Origin of the sequence: Actinoallomurus sp. NBC_01490 (genome assembly GCF_036227085.1) — a bacterium.
Lineage (GTDB): Bacteria > Actinomycetota > Actinomycetes > Streptosporangiales > Streptosporangiaceae > Actinoallomurus > Actinoallomurus oryzae.
Genome location: NZ_CP109433.1, coordinates 384,088 through 402,895 on the forward strand (window position 1 = coordinate 384,088; position 18,808 = coordinate 402,895).

16 protein-coding genes and 1 tRNA gene are annotated in these 18,808 nt (G+C 67.8%); 12 read left to right on the forward strand and 5 right to left on the reverse strand.

Annotation, left to right across the window (positions count from 1 at the left end; all coding sequences use genetic code 11):
- Nucleotides 1–3 precede the first annotated feature (3 nt).
- The 9 genes from dnaA (at nucleotide 4) to OG417_RS01980 (ending at nucleotide 12,314) form a co-directional block, all read left to right on the forward strand.
- On the forward strand, nucleotides 4–1,749 hold the full coding sequence (gene dnaA / locus OG417_RS01940; protein ID WP_329248792.1) for a chromosomal replication initiator protein DnaA: 1,746 nt from the start codon (nucleotides 4–6) through the stop codon (nucleotides 1,747–1,749).
- 495 nt (nucleotides 1,750–2,244) lie between these two features.
- Complete coding sequence (gene dnaN, locus OG417_RS01945; protein WP_329248795.1) at nucleotides 2,245–3,366, forward strand: DNA polymerase III subunit beta; 1,122 nt, start codon at nucleotides 2,245–2,247, stop codon at nucleotides 3,364–3,366.
- A 55-nt stretch (nucleotides 3,367–3,421) separates the two neighbouring features.
- Nucleotides 3,422–4,339, forward strand: coding sequence for a phosphogluconate dehydrogenase (NAD(+)-dependent, decarboxylating) (gene gnd / locus OG417_RS01950; RefSeq protein WP_329248798.1), 918 nt, complete (start codon nucleotides 3,422–3,424; stop codon nucleotides 4,337–4,339).
- Nucleotides 4,340–4,511: 172 nt separating this feature from the next.
- Complete coding sequence (gene recF, locus OG417_RS01955; protein ID WP_329248801.1) at nucleotides 4,512–5,633, forward strand: DNA replication/repair protein RecF; 1,122 nt, start codon at nucleotides 4,512–4,514, stop codon at nucleotides 5,631–5,633.
- The gene (locus tag OG417_RS01960) at nucleotides 5,623–6,147 is read left to right on the forward strand and encodes a DUF721 domain-containing protein (protein WP_329248804.1); all 525 of its coding nucleotides are present in this window, start codon (nucleotides 5,623–5,625) and stop codon (nucleotides 6,145–6,147) included. Before recF ends, OG417_RS01960 begins: the two co-directional genes overlap by 11 nt.
- A gap of 378 nt (nucleotides 6,148–6,525) precedes the next feature.
- Entirely contained in the window at nucleotides 6,526–8,427 is a 1,902-nt protein-coding gene (gene gyrB / locus OG417_RS01965) for a DNA topoisomerase (ATP-hydrolyzing) subunit B (RefSeq protein ID WP_442875735.1), read from the forward strand.
- A 54-nt stretch (nucleotides 8,428–8,481) separates the two neighbouring features.
- Complete coding sequence (gyrA, locus tag OG417_RS01970) at nucleotides 8,482–10,998, forward strand: DNA gyrase subunit A (RefSeq protein ID WP_329248809.1); 2,517 nt, start codon at nucleotides 8,482–8,484, stop codon at nucleotides 10,996–10,998.
- Nucleotides 10,999–11,047: 49 nt separating this feature from the next.
- On the forward strand, nucleotides 11,048–12,130 hold the full coding sequence (locus OG417_RS01975; RefSeq protein ID WP_329248812.1) for a DUF3566 domain-containing protein: 1,083 nt from the start codon (nucleotides 11,048–11,050) through the stop codon (nucleotides 12,128–12,130).
- Between the two features lie 110 nt (nucleotides 12,131–12,240).
- Nucleotides 12,241–12,314 (forward strand) — tRNA-Ile (locus OG417_RS01980).
- 6 nt (nucleotides 12,315–12,320) lie between these two features.
- Here the strand turns inward: OG417_RS01980 and OG417_RS01985 are convergent.
- Nucleotides 12,321–12,662 carry a hypothetical protein gene (locus OG417_RS01985; protein WP_329248814.1) on the reverse strand — a complete coding sequence of 114 codons (342 nt, stop codon included), beginning with the start codon at nucleotides 12,660–12,662 and terminating at the stop codon, nucleotides 12,321–12,323.
- Nucleotides 12,663–12,761: 99 nt separating this feature from the next.
- Nucleotides 12,762–13,697 carry a DUF1259 domain-containing protein gene (locus OG417_RS01990; protein ID WP_329248817.1) on the reverse strand — a complete coding sequence of 312 codons (936 nt, stop codon included), beginning with the start codon at nucleotides 13,695–13,697 and terminating at the stop codon, nucleotides 12,762–12,764.
- 411 nt (nucleotides 13,698–14,108) lie between these two features.
- On the opposite strand from OG417_RS01990, the gene OG417_RS01995 reads away from it, so the two are divergent.
- Nucleotides 14,109–14,462 (forward strand): hypothetical protein, encoded by a 354-nt coding sequence (locus tag OG417_RS01995; protein ID WP_329248820.1) that lies wholly within the window; start codon nucleotides 14,109–14,111, stop codon nucleotides 14,460–14,462.
- A gap of 196 nt (nucleotides 14,463–14,658) precedes the next feature.
- On the opposite strand, the gene OG417_RS02000 is transcribed toward OG417_RS01995, so the two are convergent.
- Together OG417_RS02000 and OG417_RS02005 are read right to left on the reverse strand one after the other, a co-directional pair.
- Entirely contained in the window at nucleotides 14,659–15,111 is a 453-nt protein-coding gene (locus OG417_RS02000) for a hypothetical protein (RefSeq protein ID WP_329248822.1), read from the reverse strand.
- 179 nt (nucleotides 15,112–15,290) lie between these two features.
- Nucleotides 15,291–15,890 carry a cation transporter gene (locus OG417_RS02005; protein ID WP_329248826.1) on the reverse strand — a complete coding sequence of 200 codons (600 nt, stop codon included), beginning with the start codon at nucleotides 15,888–15,890 and terminating at the stop codon, nucleotides 15,291–15,293.
- Between the two features lie 643 nt (nucleotides 15,891–16,533).
- On the opposite strand from OG417_RS02005, the gene OG417_RS02010 reads away from it, so the two are divergent.
- Nucleotides 16,534–17,115 carry a GrpB family protein gene (locus OG417_RS02010; protein ID WP_329248829.1) on the forward strand — a complete coding sequence of 194 codons (582 nt, stop codon included), beginning with the start codon at nucleotides 16,534–16,536 and terminating at the stop codon, nucleotides 17,113–17,115.
- 159 nt (nucleotides 17,116–17,274) lie between these two features.
- Nucleotides 17,275–17,739, forward strand: coding sequence for a nucleotidyltransferase domain-containing protein (locus OG417_RS02015; protein WP_329248832.1), 465 nt, complete (start codon nucleotides 17,275–17,277; stop codon nucleotides 17,737–17,739).
- A 159-nt stretch (nucleotides 17,740–17,898) separates the two neighbouring features.
- Here the strand turns inward: OG417_RS02015 and OG417_RS02020 are convergent, their stop codons facing one another.
- Nucleotides 17,899–18,072: a hypothetical protein gene (locus tag OG417_RS02020; protein WP_329248835.1), complete on the reverse strand. Its 174-nt coding sequence runs from the start codon at nucleotides 18,070–18,072 to the stop codon at nucleotides 17,899–17,901.
- Nucleotides 18,073–18,808: the final 736 nt, after the last annotated feature.

Here is an 18,808-nt window from a genome sequence, read left to right on the forward strand (position 1 = left end):
AGGATGGACGGTCTGGATCTCGCCCTGGTATGGACCAGGGCGCTCGAGGCCCTTCCGGGTGATCTCCCGCCCCAGCACCGGGCATGGCTGGCCATGACCCGGCCGCTGGCCCTGGTCGAGGACACCGCCCTGCTGGCGACCCCCAACGACTTCGCCAAGGACGTGCTGGAGAACCGCCTGCGGCCGCTGATCACCCAGGTGCTGTCCAACCAGCTCGGCCGCGACATCCGGGTCGCCGTCACCGTACAGCCCGACCAGCCGCCACCCGCCGACCGGCCGCTGCCGGCCGAGCCGGAGTCCGACCACGAGCAGCCCCGGCCGTACCCACCTGAGCCGCAGGCATACTCCGGCCAGACGCTGCGCGGCCCGGCCGCCGACCCGCGCCCGTACACCCCGGAGCACTACGGCGAGTACACCGACCGGTACGCCGGCCGCTACGGCGGAGGCTCCGAGGGCAACCGTGACTACACGGGGGGCTCGGGGAACGGCCAGGACTATCCACAGGACTACGGCGCGGGCTCTCCCCGGAACGGCCAGGACTACGGCGGCCACTACCGCCAGGACCAGCAGCCCGCGGGCCAGAACCCCACCGACCAGAAGGGCCCGCAGCGCGACCCGTTCGTCCCCACGCCCGGGTCGGCGCCCGGCGGGGGCTGGCAGCCGCGCCCGTCCGCGGCGCCCGCCGAGAGCAAGGGCACCGGCGAGCACGCGCGGCTCAATCCCAAGTACACCTTCGACACGTTCGTGATCGGCTCGTCCAACCGGTTCGCGCACGCCGCCGCGGTCGCGGTCGCCGAGGCGCCGGCCAAGGCCTACAACCCGCTGTTCATCTACGGCGACTCGGGCCTGGGCAAGACGCACATGCTGCACGCCATCGGCCACTACGCGCAGAGCCTGTTCAACGGCGCGCGGGTGCGCTACGTGAGCTCGGAGGAGTTCACCAACGACTTCATCAACGCGATCCGCGACGGCAAGGCCGACAACTTCCGCCGGCGCTACCGCGACATGGACATCCTCCTGGTCGACGACATCCAGTTCCTGGAGAACAAGGAGCAGACGCAGGAGGAGTTCTTCCACACCTTCAACACCCTCCACAACGCCAACAAGCAGATCGTGATCTCCAGCGACCGCGCGCCCAAGCAGCTCGTGACGCTGGAAGACCGGCTGCGCAACCGGTTCGAGTGGGGGCTGATCACCGACGTGCAGCCGCCCGAGCTCGAGACGCGCATCGCGATCCTGCGCAAGAAGGCCGTGCAGGAGGGCCTGGTCGCGCCGCCCGAGGTGCTCGAGTACATCGCCTCGAAGATCTCCACCAACATCCGTGAGCTGGAGGGCGCGCTCATCCGGGTGAGCGCGTTCGCGAGCCTCAACCGGCAGTCGGTGGACCTCCAGCTCGCCGAGATCGTGCTGAAGGACCTCATCCCCAACGACACCGGCCCGGAGATCACCGCGGCGACGATCATGGCGCAGACCGCGACGTACTTCGGCATCGACATGGAGCAGCTGTGCGGTCCGTCGCGCTCGCGGGTGCTGGTGACGGCCCGGCAGATCGCGATGTACCTGTGCCGCGAGCTGACCGAGCTGTCGCTGCCCAAGATCGGCCAGCAGTTCGGGGGACGCGACCACACGACCGTCATGCACGCGGAGAAGAAGATCCGCAAGCTGATGGCCGAGAAGCGCCCGATCTACAACCAGGTCACCGAGCTGACGAACCGCATCAAGCAGCAGGCGCGCAACGGCGGGGCCTGAGCCGCCTCGGAGTCCCTGAACAGCCGTCCCGGAGTTGTCCCGATGCCGTCCCGGAGTTCTCCACAGCCGTCCACAGGCGTCCACAGAGTCTCCACACCGGTTATCCAGAGACGGTGGATTACACAGGGTGGGGAAAACTCTGTGGATCAATCCGGTGGACAACCATGTGGACGGCGGGGCCGATCCGGTGGACGAGATGGGGATGAACGGTGGACCGTCGGTGGATGAGATGGGGACGCTTCGCGACTGTCCTCAGGCATCCACGGAGTCCACAGGCTCGATACACAGCAGCGGTGGACAGAGATTCGGGGGTTGACCTGCGAAGACTAAGGTTTTCCCCAGTATCCACGGCCCCTAAGACTGTGACTGTTGTTCTATCTACTGAAGAGAAAGACAAGAACTAGGGGCTCGCTCGGGGCCACGATTGGATGGACCCCGTACGGTCTCTTCTGTTCCACGACCCCAGGTGATCAAAACCTCAGGAGACGGTCCAAAGTGAAATTCCGCATCGACAGAGACGTCCTCGCCGACGCCGTTGCCTGGACCGCGCGCACACTGCCGGTCCGCCCGCCCGTCCCGGTGCTCGCCGGCATGCTCATCGAGGCCGGGGAGACGCTCAAGCTGTCCTCGTTCGACTACGAGGTCTCCGCGCAGATGACGATGGACATCGACGCGGACGAGCCGGGCACCGCGCTGGTGTCGGGCCGGCTCCTCGCCGAGATCTCCCGCAGCCTGCCCGCGCATCCGGTCGAGATCACCACCGACGGGGCCAAGGTCACCCTCAAGTGCGGCACGGCGAAGTTCACACTGCTGACCATGCCTGTGGAGGACTACCCGAGCCTCCCGGCGATGCCACCCGCCGCCGGCACGGTCGGCAGCGACGAGTTCGCCGCGGCGGTGTCGCAGGTGGCCATCGCCGCCGGCCGCGACGACACCCTGCCGATGCTCACCGGCGTGCGGGTGGAGATCGAGGGCGAGACCGTCACACTCGCCTCCACCGACCGCTACCGTCTCGCCGTACGCCAGTTCCGGTGGAAGCCCGAGCAGCCCGACATCTCCGCCGTCGCCCTGGTGCCCGCCAAGACGCTGTCGGACACCGCCAAGTCGCTGACCTCCGGCGCCGAGGTGTCGATCGCGCTCGCGTCCGGCGGCAGCGGCGAGGGCATGATCGGCTTCGACGGCGGCGGCCGACGTACGACCACGCGGCTCCTCGACGCGGAGTTCGTCAAGTACCAGTCGCTGTGGCCGAAGGAGACCTCCTCGGTCGCCGAGGTCGAGACCGGTCCGTTCGCCGAGGCCGTCAAGCGCGTCGGTCTCGTCGCCGAGAAGAACACCCCCGTGCGCCTGTCGTTCCGGCAGGGCGAGGTGGTGCTGGAGGCGGGCAGCGGTGACGATGCACAGGCTGTGGAAGTTCTCGGCGCCTCGCTGGAGGGCCAGGACATCGACGTCGCCTTCAACCCGCACTTCCTGCTCGACGGGCTCAGCGCGATCGGCTCCGACGTCGCGCGGCTGGCCATGACCACCTCGACCAAGCCGGCCGTCATGACCGGCAAGCCGGCCGACGACGCCGACCCGGACTACCGTTACCTGATCATGCCCATCCGCCTGTCGAGCTGATCCACAGGTTCACTACGCTCATAAGGGACAGGGATCCCTTCTGAGGAGAACTCACATGGAACTGGGGATGATCGGCCTTGGCCGCATGGGCGGCAACATGGCCGAGCGCCTGCGCCAAGCCGGCCACACGGTCGTCGGTTACGACCGCGACCCGAAGGTCAGCGACGTCGGCTCGCTCCAGGAGCTCGCCGACCGGCTCAGCGCGCCACGTGCGGTGTGGGTCATGGTCCCGGCCGGTGAGGCCACCCGAGCGACCGTGGAGAGCCTCGCGGACCTCCTCGAGCCCGGTGACCTGGTCATCGACGGTGGCAACTCGCACTACATCGACGACCAGGAACACGCGAAGCTGCTCGATCAGAAGGGCATCGGCTTCGTTGACGTCGGGGTCAGCGGCGGCGTCTGGGGTCTGAAGAACGGTTACGCCCTCATGGTCGGCGGCAGTGACGAGCACGTGAAGCGCCTCATGCCGATCTTCGAGGCGCTCAAGCCCGAGGGTGACTTCGGCTTCGTGCACTCCGGCGAGGTCGGCGCCGGCCACTTCGCCAAGATGGTCCACAACGGCATCGAGTACGGCATGATGCAGGCCTACGCCGAGGGCTGGGAGCTGCTCGAGGCCACCGACCTGGTCAAGAACGTGCCCGAGACCTTCCGCAGCTGGCGCGAGGGCACGGTCATCCGCTCCTGGCTGCTCGACCTGGCCGACCGGGCGCTGCAGGACGACCCGGATCTGCACAAGCTCAAGGGTTATGCACAGGACTCCGGCGAGGGCCGGTGGACGGTGCAGGCGGCGGTCGACCACGCCGTCCCGCTGCCGGTGATCACGGCCGCGCTCTTCGCGCGGTTCGCCTCGCGGCAGGACGAGTCGCCGGCCATGAAGATGGTCGCGGCGCTGCGCAACCAGTTCGGCGGCCACGCGGTGGAGACGGCGAAGGGCGCCGACTCGCCCGGCGCCGACGTCACCCCGCCGGCCTGATCCACGTACGACGCGGGCGGTCTCCACAGTCGGCGACCGCCCGTGCTCGGTGGCTTTCGGGTCTCCCTGGAACCCCGCAACGTCGTTTCCACAGACCGGCCCGGGTTGTACACAGCCTGGGGACAACGCGTCGGTGCGGCGAGCGCGTCGCACAGGCCCTACTCTCGTCTGGGTGTACGTCGCCCACCTGACGCTGCGGGACTTCCGGTCCTATGAGTCCGCCGAGATCGCCCTGGATCCGGGGATCAGCGCGTTCATCGGGCCGAACGGCCACGGCAAAACCAACCTCGTCGAGGCCGTCGGCTATGTCGCGCTGCACGGCAGCCACCGGGTTTCCACAGACGCTCCCCTGGTCAGGCAGGGCGCGCCGCGGGCGATCGTCCGGGCCGGGGTGGTCCGCGACGAGCGCCGCGCGCTGATCGAGCTGGAGATCAACCCCGGCCGCGCGAACCGCGCCCGCCTGAACCGCTCGCCGGTGCAGCGGCCCCGCGAGGTGCTGGGGATGCTGCGGACCGTACTGTTCGCCCCCGAGGACCTCGTGCTGGTCAAGGGCGACCCCGGCGACCGGCGACGCTTCATGGACGAGCTGCTGACCGTACGCGCGCCCAGGTTCGCGGGCGTGCGCTCCGACTACGACCGTGTCCTCAAGCAGCGCAACGCCCTGTTGAAATCGGCCGCCCAGCACCGGCGGGCGCCCGGCCCGGAGGTCATCAGCACGCTGGACGTGTGGGACACGCACCTGGCGCGTACGGGCGCGGAACTGCTCGGCGCGCGGCTGGACCTGGTCGCCGCGCTGCGCCCGCTGGTGGCCAAGGCGTACGCCGCGCTGGCGCCGGGCGGCGCCGCGGACCTGGAATACCGCTCGTCGGCCGGCGCGGAGTTGTCCACAGACCGTGCCGAGCTGGGGGAAAAGCTGCTGGCCGCGATGGCCGAGGCGCGGCGGGGCGAGCTGGAGCGCGGCGTGAGCCTCGTCGGTCCGCACCGCGACGAGCTCCTGCTGAAGCTGGGCGACCTGCCGGCCCGGGGATACGCGAGCCACGGGGAGTCCTGGTCGTTCGCGCTGGCGCTGCGGCTGGCCGCGTTCGAGCTGCTCCGCGCGGACGGCGACGACCCGGTGCTGATCCTCGACGACGTGTTCGCCGAGCTGGACACCGGGCGCCGTGAGCGCCTGGCGGAGCTGGTCGCGCCCGCCGAGCAGGTGCTGATCACCGCGGCCGTGCCCGCCGACGTGCCCGAGCGGCTGACCGGCGCGGCCTACGACGTCGCCGAGGGGGAGGTCACCCGTGTCCGATGAGTCTCGCGATCCACAGCCTGTGGAAAACCCGGGTGAGGAGAAGTCCGGCATCGAGCTCGCCCGTGAGGCCCTGGCCCAGGCCAAGGCGGACGCCCGCGAGCGCGGGGCGTTGCCGGGCCAGACGCGGAAGAAGCGGCGCCGGCCGGTGCGCGAGTCCGGCCGCGGCGGCGACCCCACGGCGTTCGGGCCCGCGATCCGCGAGCTCCTGGCCGCTCGCGGCTGGCAGGAGCGCGCGGCCGTCGGCGGCGTGTTCGGCCGCTGGCCGCAGATCGTCGGTCCCGAACTGGCCGAACACACCAGACCCGAGACGTTCGAGGACGGCGTCCTGGTGATCGCCGCCGACTCGGCCAACTGGGCCACCCAGGTGCGCCTGCTCGCGGCCAACCTCGTCAAGCGCCTCAATGAGGACCTCGGCCACGGCACCGTGCAGCGGGTCAAGGTCGTCGGTCCTTCGGGCGGGCAGCACGGCGGAGGGCGACTGCGCGTGACCGGCGGGCGACGGCCGCGCTCCTGACACGGGGCCGCGCGGGAGCCTCGGCGCGCTGCTTCCTGACGAGTTGTCCACAGCTTGTGCGTAGCACTTGACAGCGGCGCGGAAGCGAGAAGCTCGACACGATTTCGCCGTCCGTACGCCTCGTGACCCCCCAGACCCAATAGGGGGATCCCCAAGGGGTCGGTTTCAGGGCTCACACGGGCTTACAACGCGCTTCATGGCCCAGGAACGGGGCTGGTCTGGGTAGAATAGGAGCGGATACAGGACACGATCGCCGTTGCGGGCCGCCCGTGGATCGGGCGCCCCGCTTGTTGTACGGGGAGCTGCGCGGCGAGTGTCCTCCGGCAGGAGGATCTCCACTTGGCGTACGACGCTAGCTCGATCACCGTCCTTGAAGGCCTGGAGGCGGTCCGTAAGCGCCCCGGGATGTACATCGGTTCCACCGGCGAACGTGGTCTGCACCACCTCGTCTACGAGATCGTGGACAACTCGGTCGACGAGGCTCTCGCCGGTTACGCCGACACCATCACGGTGACACTGCTCGCCGATGGTGGGGTCCGCGTCACCGACAACGGCCGCGGTATCCCCGTGGGCCTGCATCCCGTCGAAAAGCGTCCGGCGATCGAACTCGTCCTCACGACCCTGCACGCCGGCGGCAAGTTCGACAGCAAGTCCTACGCCGTCTCCGGCGGCCTGCACGGTGTCGGCTCCGCAGTGGTGAACGCACTGTCCACCCGGCTGGAGGCCGAGGTGCGGGTTGACGGCCACGTGTGGCGTCAGTCCTACACCTGGCGGGGTGCCGATGGTCCGCTGGCAAAGGGCGAGGCGACCGACGAGACCGGCACCGTCATCAGCTTCTGGCCCGACGGCTCGATCTTCGAGACGCTCGAATGGAACTTCGAGACCCTCAGCCGGCGCATGCAGGAGATGGCCTTCCTCAACCGAGGGCTGTCGATCACGCTGACCGACGAGCGGCCCGAGCACATCAACGGCGAGCCCAAGACCGTCACGTATCACTACGAGGGCGGCATCGAGGACTTCGTCCGCTACCTCAACGCCAAGAAGGAAGTCGTCCACCAGTCGGTGATCGCGTTCAGCGACGAGGTCGACGGCATGTCGGTCGAGGTCGCCATGCAGTGGAGCGGGTCCTACTCCGAGTCCGTCCACACCTTCGCCAACACGATCAACACGGCGGAGGGCGGCACCCACGAGGAGGGCTTCCGCGCCGCGCTGACGACCGTCGTCAACAAGTACGCGCGCGAGCAGAAGCTCCTGCGCGAGGGCAAGGACGACAACCTCGCCGGTGAGGACGTACGCGAGGGTCTGACCGCGATCATCTCGATCAAGCTGGCCGACCCGCAGTTCGAGGGCCAGACCAAGACCAAGCTCGGCAACACCGAGGCCAAGTCGTTCGTCCAGCGCGCGATGTACGAGAACCTGCGCGGCTGGCTCGACGCCAACCCCGGCGAGGCCAAGGAGGTCATCAACAAGGCCACGCAGGCGGCACGCGCGCGCATCGCCGCCCGGCAGGCCCGCGACCTGACCCGCCGCAAGAGCCTGCTGGAGTCGACCTCGCTGCCCGGCAAGCTGTCGGACTGCCAGTCGACCGACCCGGGCAAGTGCGAGATCTACGTCGTGGAGGGCGACTCGGCCGGCGGCTCGGCCAAGGGCGGCCGCAACCCGCAGTACCAGGCGATCCTCCCGATCCGCGGCAAGATCCTCAACGTGGAGAAGGCCCGCATCGACCGGGTCCTGAAGAACAACGAGGTCCAGGCGATGATCACCGCCCTGGGCACCGGCATCCACGACGAGTTCGACATCGAGAAGCTGCGGTACCACAAGATCATCCTGATGGCCGACGCCGACGTCGACGGCCAGCACATCCGCACGCTGCTGCTGACCCTGCTGTTCCGCTTCATGAAGCCCCTGGTCGAGGCCGGCCACGTCTACCTCGCCCAGCCCCCGCTCTACAAGATCAAGTGGGACGCCCGCGGTCAGGACTCCGACTACGCCTACTCCGACCGCGAGCGCGACGCGATCATCGAGCAGGGCATCGCGGCGGGCAAACGCGACCCGCGCCCCCGCGACGGCGTGCAGCGCTTCAAGGGCCTCGGCGAGATGAACGCCACGGAGCTGTGGGACACCACCATGGACCCGGAGAACCGCATCCTGCTGCAGGTCACCCTCGACGACGCCGCCCAGGCCGACGAGCTGTTCACCGTGCTCATGGGTGAAGACGTCGAGGCCCGGCGCTCGTTCATCCAGCGCAACGCCAAGGACGTGCGCTTCCTCGACATCTGACGGCGGCGCGGGCCCGCCCGCGCCCCGTACACCACAAGCTGGAAGAGGTCTTTCGTGACGGACGTTACGCTGCCGCCCGACGGTCCACAGGACCGCGTCGAGCCGGTCGACATCCAGGTCGAGATGCAGCGCAGCTACCTCGACTACGCGATGTCGGTCATCGTGTCCCGCGCGCTGCCCGAGGTCCGCGACGGCCTCAAGCCGGTGCACCGCCGCGTGCTGTACGCCATGTACGACGGCGGATACCGCCCCGACCGCGGCTACTTCAAGTGCGCCCGCGTCGTCGGCGACGTCATGGGCAACTACCACCCGCACGGCGACAGCGCGATCTACGACGCGCTCGTGCGGCTCGCCCAGCCCTGGGCGCTGCGCTACCCGCTGGTCGACGGCAACGGCAACTTCGGCTCGCCGGGCAATGACCCGGCCGCCGCCATGCGGTACACCGAGTGCCGCATGGCGCCGCTGGCCATGGAGATGCTGCGCGACATCGAGAAGGAGACCGTCGACTTCGCGCCGAACTACGACGGTCGCTCGCAGGAGCCCGAGGTCCTGCCGAGCCGCTTCCCGAACCTCCTGGTCAACGGCTCGGCCGGCATCGCGGTCGGTATGGCGACCAACATCCCGCCGCACAACCTGCGCGAGGTGGCCGCCGGCGTCCAGTGGTACCTGGAGAACTACGAGTCCTCCGACGAGGAGCTGCTCGACGCGCTGATCGAGCGCATCAAGGGCCCCGACTTCCCCACCTACGGCCTGATCGTCGGCCGCCGGGGCATCGAGGACGCCTACCGTACGGGCCGCGGCCTGATCACCATGCGGGCCGTCGTCGAGGTGGAGGAGATCCAGGGCCGCACCTGCCTGGTCGTCAGCGAGCTGCCCTACCAGGTCAACCCCGACAACCTCGCGCTGAAGATCGCCGAGCAGGTCAAGGAAGGCAAGATCACCGGCGTCGCCGACGTCCGTGACGAGACCTCCGGCCGTACGGGCCAGCGCCTGGTGATCGTGCTCAAGCGCGACGCGGTCGCCAAGGTGGTCCTCAACAACCTCTACAAGCACACGCAGCTCCAGGAGACCTTCGGCGCGAACATGCTCGCGCTGGTCGACGGCGTGCCGCGCACGCTGCGCCTCGACCAGTTCGTCCGCTACTGGGTCGCCCACCAGGTCGACGTCATCGTCCGGCGCACCCGGTTCCTGCTGCGCAAGGCCGAAGAGCGCGCCCACATCCTGCGCGGCCTGCTCAAGGCGCTCGACCGCATCGACGAGGTCATCGCGCTGATCCGCCGGTCGCCGTCGGCGGCCGAGGCCCAGACCGGCCTGATGCAGCTCCTGGAGATCGACGAGATCCAGGCGCAGGCCATCCTCGACATGCAGCTCCGCAAGCTGGCCGCCCTGGAGCGTCAGCAGATCACCGATGAGTACGACAAGCTCATGGCGGAGATCGCGGACTACAACGACATCCTGGCCTCGCCGGAGCGGCAGCGCGCGATCGTCGGCGAGGAGCTCGGCGCGATCGTGGAGAAGTACGGCGACGAGCGCCGTACGCAGATCATCCCCTTCGACGGCGACGTGTCCATGGAGGACCTGATCGCCGAAGAGGACATCGTCGTCACGATCACCCGCGGTGGTTACGCCAAGCGCACCAAGACCGACCTGTACCGGGAGCAGAAGCGCGGCGGCAAGGGCGTACGCGGAGCGCAGCTCAAGCAGGACGACATCGTCGACCACTTCTTCGTCACGACGACGCACCACTGGATCCTGTTCTTCACCAACAAGGGCCGCGTCTACCGGGCGAAGGCCTACGAACTACCCGAGGGCGGACGCGACGGACGCGGCCAGCACGTCGCGAACCTCCTGGCGTTCCAGCCGGACGAGCAGATCGCCGAGGTCATGGACCTGCGTGACTACGACGTCGCGCCGTACCTCGTCCTGGGCACCAAGCAGGGCCGGGTCAAGAAGACCTCGCTGTCGGCGTACGACTCGCCGCGCTCGGCCGGCCTGATCGCGATCAACCTCGAAGAGGGCGACGAGGTGATCGCCGCCCGTCTGGTCTCCCCCGAGGACGACCTGCTCATGGTCAGCAGCGGCGCCCAGGCCATCCGCTTCCCCGCCCGCGACGACGTCCTGCGGCCCATGGGCCGGGCGACCGCGGGCGTGATCGGCATGCGTTTCGACGACGGTCAGGAAGTTCTCGACATGCATGTCGTCCGCGAGGGCGAGGATGTGCTGGTCGCGACGGAGGGCGGCTACGCCAAGCGCACTCCGGCGGACCAGTACCCCCTCCATGGCCGTGGGGGTAAGGGCGTTCTGACCGCTAAGATCGTGGAGACCCGCGGCCGGTTGGTGGGCGCTCTCATGGTCAGGCCTGACGATGAGGTCTACGCCATCACCGCGAGCGGCGGCGTAATCCGTACGCGAGCCTCCGGTGTGAAACAGTCTGGACGCTCGACCATGGGGGTACGTCTAATGAACCTCGCCGATGGTGACAGCGTCGTAGCCATCGCGAGGAACGTAGAGTCCATCGAGGACGCGGACGCAGAGCCGGACACAGGGTCCGGGGAAGGGAGCGACGCGTGATCAACCTGGTCGTAAACCAGGCGATGCGTCGCCTTCCCGGGGAGGTCATATGACGGCCAACGCCGGCAAGGGCGCAGACGGCAAGCCCGGACAGCGCTCGACCGGGTCGGACGCCAAGAGCGGCCGGACGCGCAAGAAGACGAGCGCGGCCAAGCCGCCGAGCGACGAGGTGACCGTTCGGACGGACGCCAAGGACGACACCAACGGCTCCGCGTCGGACGAGGCGGAGAAGACGGTCATCGACAAGGCGAAGAAGAAGAGCAACGAGGACACCGTACGCGACGTCCCTCCGGCCGACCCGGAGCCGGACAACGACGCGACGGTGGTGGACGCCCTTCCGTCGTTGTCCTCGTCTTCGTCCTCCTCTGAGGACGCGAGTAACCGTACGGCGACGTTCGGCCTGCCGAAGGACGCCGACTCGGACCGGTCGAAAAAGGATGGCTCGGGCGCGAGCAAGCGGGCGATCGAGCCGGCGAGCCGGGACGACGCCGCGAAGAAGCCACAGGAAAGTGGGGAGTCCTTGCCGACTTCGGGTAGGGGCGCGGGCATGGGATCTTCGACGTCCGGTTACGGCGGCGGCACGGGGGCCGGCACGCCGTCGTACGCGCCGAGCGGCTCTCTGTCGGCCTCGGCCATGCCGGGCGGCGGCCCGGGCGACGGCTCCGGCCCGGCGGCGATCGAGGCCCCCTCCTCACGGGCCGCGAAGCTGACCGGCGCGCTGCGCAAGGCGGACAAGGCCGGCGGCCGCAAGGCGCCGCGGAAGGCGCACCTCCAGGTGGCCCGGTTCGAGCCGTGGTCGGTGATGAAGTTCAGCTTCATCATGTCGCTGGTGTGCTTCCTGGTGCTGTTCGTCGCCGTCGCGGTGCTGTACGTGATCCTGTCGTGGCTGGGCGTCTTCGACGCGTTGTCCAACACGATCCGCGACCTGACCTCCAACGACCAGGGCAAGAGCGGCGGCCTCAACCCGGCGAGCTGGTTCTCGGCGGCGCGCATCCTCGGCTACACCGCCCTGATCGGCACGCTGAACGTCCTCCTCATCACGGCCCTGGCCACGGTGTGGTCGGTGATCTACAACATGGCCGCCGATCTGGTCGGCGGTGTCGAGGTCACCCTGAAGGAGGCCGACCAGTAACCGCGACTGCCCACCGCCGGGAGGACCAAACGATTACCGGTTTGGGGCGCCGATCGGGTACTGTTTCTCGACGTCGCCTCCTGGTCTTTCCGACTCGGGAGCAGCTGCACGGGCCTATAGCTCAGTCGGTTAGAGCGCATCCCTGATAAGGATGAGGCCGGTGGTTCAAGTCCACCTAGGCCCACACAGGTCAAAGCCCCCATCGGATCTCCGGTGGGGGCTTTTGACGGCAACGGCTGGCTTTCCGCGTCTCTGAACAGCTCTCCGGCCACCCTCCCGAGTCCCTCGCGGTGACTGGCGTTGTCGCCGTGCGTGTAGATCTCCAGTCCACGTCGTCGTCCAGGTCCACGTCGTCCCAGCTGATGCCCAGCACTTCGCCGCGACGCAGCCCGTAGACGAGGAGCAGGACGAACGCCGGGTAGAGCGGTTCGCTGCGAGCGGCGGCGAGGAAGGCCCGCGCCTCGTCGGCCGTCCAGGGCTTGACCTTCTTGGGCGGAGGAGCGGACAGGGTGGTCAATCGGGCGACGTTCACCGGGATCAGCTCTTCCCGCCTCGCACGCGTTAGCGCCGCTCCCAGCGACGCCCTACCGACATCCGGAAAACGTCGCATCGCGTGTGGTGATGGCCATCGTTAGGCCGCCGGGGTGACGGCTTGCTGAGTGATGGCCTTGTGCAGGGTCTTGGCAAGTTCGACGGCATCGTCGTTGGCCCAAAAGTGCATGTAGAACAGGCGCGGCTCGTCATGTAGAGCGTGGTTGTGGATTTCGACGATGCTGATGCCGCCGGAGCGTAGGGCTTGGATGACGTGTTGGACCTCGTCGGCGGTCATGGCGAAGTCGCCGTTGATGGCGGCCTTGCCGCCACCGGTGGGCTGGAAGTTCATCGCGGTGGTCACGCCCATTCCAGGCGGGATGACGCGGCCGTGCTCAGTGACGGGGCTGGTGCGTTTGAAGGTGAACTTGTAGATGCCGCCATCGTTGGTGCCCTTGGCCCCCATGGCCCGGTCGATCGCCGCAGTATCGATTCGCGGAGTCGGGGCAGGACTTGAGGCCGTTGGAGCCGGCGGCGTGGCGGTGACATCCAGAGCAGCCCGAAGCGAACGCGCGATGGTTCCCGCGTCGTGCCCGGTGGCGTGAACGTGGGCCCACCAAACCTCAGGCTGATGGGACAGCAGGTGCTTGTGCACGGCCGTCTGCTCGATCCCCTGGCGTTGCAGAACGTCGGTGACCTTTTGCAGCTCCGGCTCAGTGACCACAAGATCACCCATCATCAAGATGAGGCCGTCGGGGTAGCGGGTGAAAGCGGTATAACCCCCCAGAGCAAGGCCCGGCTTGATACTCACCCCATAGGAGGTCACCTTCAAGTCCGAGCGAGGGAACGAGACACGGTAGACCTTCTTGTCCGCCGACAGCTTCCCAGATCGGCCCAGAGCCCGCGCGACGTCCTCCCACCCGGCATTACTGGTAGCCGACAGCGTCGGGACGGGATCGGCATCGCGCTGGATGGAGCCGGGTCGGGCGACGGTCCGCGCATCACCTCCGGTGAGAGAGCAGCCAGCCGCGAGCACTACAGCCGCTCCCGCTACCACTATCGAATTCGCAGGCAGCACTAGTCATCCTCAAGGTCCTGTTATCACCACACCCGGCAGTCCAATACTGCTGTCCCCGTCTGGACACGATCTGTAACCGCGACTGATCGTTGCGGCCCGCTGGTCCTTCGGGGCGGGGAGCGCTGACGGCAGCGACGGCAACGGCTAGCTCTCGGTGTCTCCGAACAGCTCTCCGGCGACTTTCCCCCCGCGTGGCGCTGCGCCAGGCGCAGAGGAAGCGACGTGTCCCAGCCTCAGCGCTCACGAACACGGGCACACCTGCGACCGCTCACATGGATCTTGATGTCGGCGGAATGAGCACCGGATTGCTGCGATGCTTTGGCCGTGTCAGATAGCGATCTCTTCGAAAGACTTCGCCGACGGGGGCGCTTGTACACCGAGGTAGCCAACGGCGGCTTCGGACCCATGTACGGAATCCTGGGCATCACGCCAAGCGGACAGCACGATCAACCCGGCATCACCGCGGTCGAGGAGTACCTGCAGAATCCGCAACTCAACGAGCCCGTGGGCTTCCCGCTGATCGCCGCCGGGTGCAGCGTTTGGTGGTACGTATCGCTGACGAAGCCGGGAAACCCTGTCTGCCTGTTCGATTGGGACGGCTGGGACTGGCCCGAGCGAGACTCGCCCGAAGTCGCCGTCAGCCACACCGTTCCGACCTTGGCTGAATGGCTCGTACGTTGGGCGGACGGGCATGATGTCTGGCCCCCGTTGGATCATGAGTAACCGGGATCACGGGACGTTCATCCCGAGCGACCAGGCCCCGGAGTGTTCCCCCGTTGGGCGGGACGACAGCGGACGCGATGACCAGGTAGGGGCAGAGGATGCGCGAAAGCGCCGAGCTGAGGAGCGCAAATGAAGGGCAGGGCGCGTGATCTGGATTGATCCGCTGCAATGTCCATCGATCGCAGGCGCTGCGCGCTCATCTAATGCCGCTGTCGAAGCCCACCGTCACCGACGTGTAGGCATGCGCGCGAACCCTCACCGGAATCGCGGACTGCCTCAGGTACGGCAAGGGCGGATGCCAAGGGCTCCGAAGCACATGAAGCGTGTACCGACCAGGCGCAAGCCGCACCCGGAAGCGCCCGCCGGCGCCGGTATGTACGACCGCCGCAACGCCAGGCCAGCCACGACGGGTCATGACCGCTGAGATCGCGATGTGCCCAGGAGGACAGACCTCACCCACACGTCCGACCGGACAGGCCGGAGTCGGGCCGACAGTGGCTTCTCCCACGACCCCACTGTCCTCCGAAGCCAGATACAGCCAGGTCGGTTCACCGGCACCGATGACCAGCAGTCCCAACAGCACGCCTGACGCGATCTTCAGGGCCTTGTGCATCCCGGTTCGACGGAAGCGACCGATGTTCGGTTCCATCCACAGCAGCAGCTCGCTGAGTCACCGGGAACGTCCGGTGGGGGCCTCAGGTTCGGGGAGTGGGTCCAGACCGCAGGCGCCGCAAGGGCGGTCACTGGTTGAGGTGGAAGCGGGGGCACGCATCGCCTCCTCGGCCGACCACAGCGCGTGATGAGACCGGCTTGGACGACGAGCGCTGCTCACTCCTCGGCGAAGAAGATCTCTCGTGCTTCGCGCACGGCGTAGAACACGAGAACGTATCCGGCGAGGGGGTCAGACCACCACCAGCCAAGTCCGGCGTTGAGGACTAGGCCGACAAGGACCGCAGCCGCAAGGACGCCATCGATCAAGGTGACGCGCCCCTCAGTGCGAAGCACCGGGTTGTCCAGTGCGGCTCCGATACGGGTTTTCCCAGCGGCGAGGGCGAACATCACCACCGCGGTGATGGCAGTCCAGGCGATCCCCGGCAGTGAGTGATGAGGGTGGTAGCCAGTTACCAGCACCCAGGAGGATTGGATGAGCAGGTAGATCGCCAGCGCGGCGAATGCGCCGCCGATCAAGTGCAGCGCCCGCCGCCGGCGGGCCTCACCGGTGCCCGACAGCTCCCAGATCACGACGATCGATGCGCCGATCTCGATGAGGGAGTCCAGCCCGAACCCAGCGAGTGCGACCGATCGGGCCGACCATGCCGCAACCGCAAGCACGACGATGCCGATCACATTCCAGCACAGCGTGGCGTACTCCAGGGCGAAGCCACGGCGAATCAATGCGGTGCGAACCGAGTCATGCAGAGCGGTCACGAACGGATTCTCTCAGGGGCGGTTCCTGCGCAACGTCGACGGCAGTGACGACAACACGGTCAGACGGACACAGATCATTTCGATCAGGGAGGGGCTGACGGATCTCGGTGAAGCCTTGATGACCATGAAGAGATCGAACTGATAAGGATGAGGCCGGTGGTTCAAGTCCACCTAGGCCCATGGGCCGGCCCCGGCTACTCGTCGTCCTTTGGTCGGCGAGCAAGGCCGATCCCAGAGCAGATCACTCTGGTCGGTCGCCGGTGAAGTGCAACTCGTTCTCGGCGTATCGCCAGTGGCCGTCACGGCCGCGCGAGGTCCACGTTTCGGCCGCGGTCTGCGTGCCTTCCACCCACTCACGAAGCTGTGGAACTCCGCGCGAGCGCAGGAGTGAACGTACGGCGACCCGGTCGGTGCTCCGTTCGCGACGAACTTTCGTGGGGCTCTCGACCGATGGGATTGGACACCACGATCGGTGCCGAGGGCGTTGCAGAAGCTCCCACCGTGGAGGTGGGACGACCCCGATGACAGGCCAGACCAGCGAGCGGATGATCAGGCGTGGGATCGCCATGCGTACGGTGCGGGGCGTAGTGAGCTGCCGATTTGTTACGCTGCTGGGCTGCCTTCCGGATGGGAGGGAATGGCGATGCCATCAACGGCAGATGGACCGAGCCCGGATCCGATCAGCGACGAGGAACTCCAAAGGCTCACGGTCGGTGAGCTCATACCCCACGACGCCCCGATTGTCCTCGCTACGTACGACCCCGAGTGGCCACGGCTCTTCGCGCGCGAAGCCGAGCGGATTCGCGCGGTGCTTGACGACAGGGCGCTGCGTGTCGAGCACGTAGGTTCGACCTCGGTGCCTGGACTGGCCGCCAAGCCCATCATCGACATCGTGCTCGTCGTGTCGGACTCCGCCGACGAGCCATCGTATGTGCCGGCCTTGGAAGCAGCCGGGTACGTGGTGAGGATCCGTGAGCCGGACTGGTTCGAACACCGCCTTTTCAAGGGCCCGGACACTGACATCAACCTACATGTGTTCAGCGTTGGCGCTGCTGAGATCGACCGGATGGTGCGATTTCGGGACCGGTTGCGCGCCAGCGACACCGACCGGGAATACTACGCGCGCACCAAGCGCGAGCTCGCCCAGCGGACGTGGCGGCACGTGCAGCACTATGCCGACGCCAAGACCGCCGTAGTGCAGGAGATCATGAGCCGGGCGGTGTGAGGCGGTCGCTTACGGGGAGGCCGTCGACGGGCGTGGCCTTGGTGCGGCAGCCCGGGCAATGACAACAACACCGGTAGGCGGTCCCTGACCGCCGCAGCCATCGGCGGACGGCCAGGCGCTCAACCTGACCCCTGTGCGATGACGGCAGAAGGAGCCAAGGTGACCCACCGCGATGAACACCTGGCGACTCACGCGGCCGCCATCCCGCCGCGGCAAGCCACTGACGTCGAGGACCTGATCGTACGGGTCACCCGCTGGTCGGCTGATCGTGACGACGTTCTGGGCCTGCTCCTGGTCGGCTCCCGCGCCCGGGACGCGGCCCGACCCGACTCCGATATCGATCTCGTGTTGCTCACCAAGGAGACCGCCCGCTACGCCGATGACACATGGGCTGACGAGCTCGGCATCGGCGAACCGACCAGAGTCCGGTCATGGGGCCCGATCACCGAGCGACGGTTTCTCACCGAGACCGGGCTCGAGGTCGAAATCAACATCGGCTCCCCCGACTGGGCGAACGCCGACCCTGTGGATCCCGGCACCCGCCGGGTGGTGACCGACGGTGTCCGGATCCTGTACGACCCCGACGGCGTCCTGACCGAACTGCGGCGAGCGTGCCGCCGCTGAGCCTGGCCCCTGACCACACTGAACCATTCGGTCGCCGACCAGGTGCGATACGGCTCGCTTGATCGTCAGCCTTGCCCGCGAGCAGGACGCGCCGGGCTTCGTCGAGCCCGAGACCCAGCCGGGTTGCTCGAGGCCGCTGATCGCCTCCCACAGGTTCAGTCACGCGAGTGCGACCGCACCTGCGAACGTGGTGCAGAGGTCGCGCAGTGTCCTGTCGGCGGCCAAGGCTCTTCCCTGGCGCGTGTAGCAGCCGCTCTTCTCGACCGACTTGTACGACCGCTGAAGGTCGGCCACCGCGCCGGAGACCTTCTTGTACTCGGCGGTCTTCGGCATGTCCTTCAGCGCGGCAGCCCCATACTCGACCAGTTTCGCCGTCGAGGCGAGCAAGCGACCACAAACGCGGTTGCCGGGGAGCGCCTCATGGCAGTCCGGCGGCGTCGGACCCAGTACCGACAACAGCAGTTCTGCGTCCGATGCCGGATTCCTAGGAGTCATCGACGTCCGACGCGCAGGGGTCGGTGACGAGCCGGCACGGGAGCGTCGTCGTCCGCACCGCAAGAGGAGGACAAGGCGACCACGAGCATCAGAAGCACCACACGCCCACGGCGTCTCATCGTCGTTCACCTCACGTGTCGGGGAAGGGGTTCGCCGGAGCCGGTAGACGACCGGCACGCCGCGACCGGTCCCGATCACGGCTTGTTCGTTCAGCGGTCCTCCGGTCCCCGATGCTCGGCTTCGCCCGGCGGTCGAACCGGTCACCCGCCACGCCGACGACCGTCGACGCCAGGCAGACCCTGGAACGAGAGTCATCCGTGCGGTGGGGCGCCGTACCCGCCGCAGGCGAGTCCGACCCGCCGCAGAGATCGTGGATACTGCCTCCACGCGGCGGAGCCCTCGGCACTTCGGCACGGCATCGACACTGATCGCGTCCGGCACGCGGACGACACGGACGGCGGCCAGGCCGGCCATTGCCGAGGTTTCGGCGTGGATCCTCTCAGTCCAGAGAGTTGTCCACAGGGTGTGGATATCTGCGATGCTCGGCGTGCAGGACCGTGCCGGGGCGTCGTGA

Bases quoted from the DNA above. Each gene is read 5' to 3' on its own strand.
- OG417_RS02020 (WP_329248835.1), bottom strand. From the start codon at position 18,072: ATGCCGAAGACCGCCGAGTACAAGAAGGTCTCCGGCGCGGTGGCCGAC.
- OG417_RS02010 (WP_329248829.1), top strand. From the start codon at position 16,534: ATGCCATCAACGGCAGATGGACCGAGCCCGGATCCGATCAGCGACGAG.
- dnaA (WP_329248792.1), top strand. From the start codon at position 4: ATGGACGGTCTGGATCTCGCCCTGGTATGGACCAGGGCGCTCGAGGCC.
- OG417_RS02000 (WP_329248822.1), bottom strand. From the start codon at position 15,111: ATGGAACCGAACATCGGTCGCTTCCGTCGAACCGGGATGCACAAGGCC.
- gnd (WP_329248798.1), top strand. From the start codon at position 3,422: ATGGAACTGGGGATGATCGGCCTTGGCCGCATGGGCGGCAACATGGCC.
- OG417_RS01975 (WP_329248812.1), top strand. From the start codon at position 11,048: ATGACGGCCAACGCCGGCAAGGGCGCAGACGGCAAGCCCGGACAGCGC.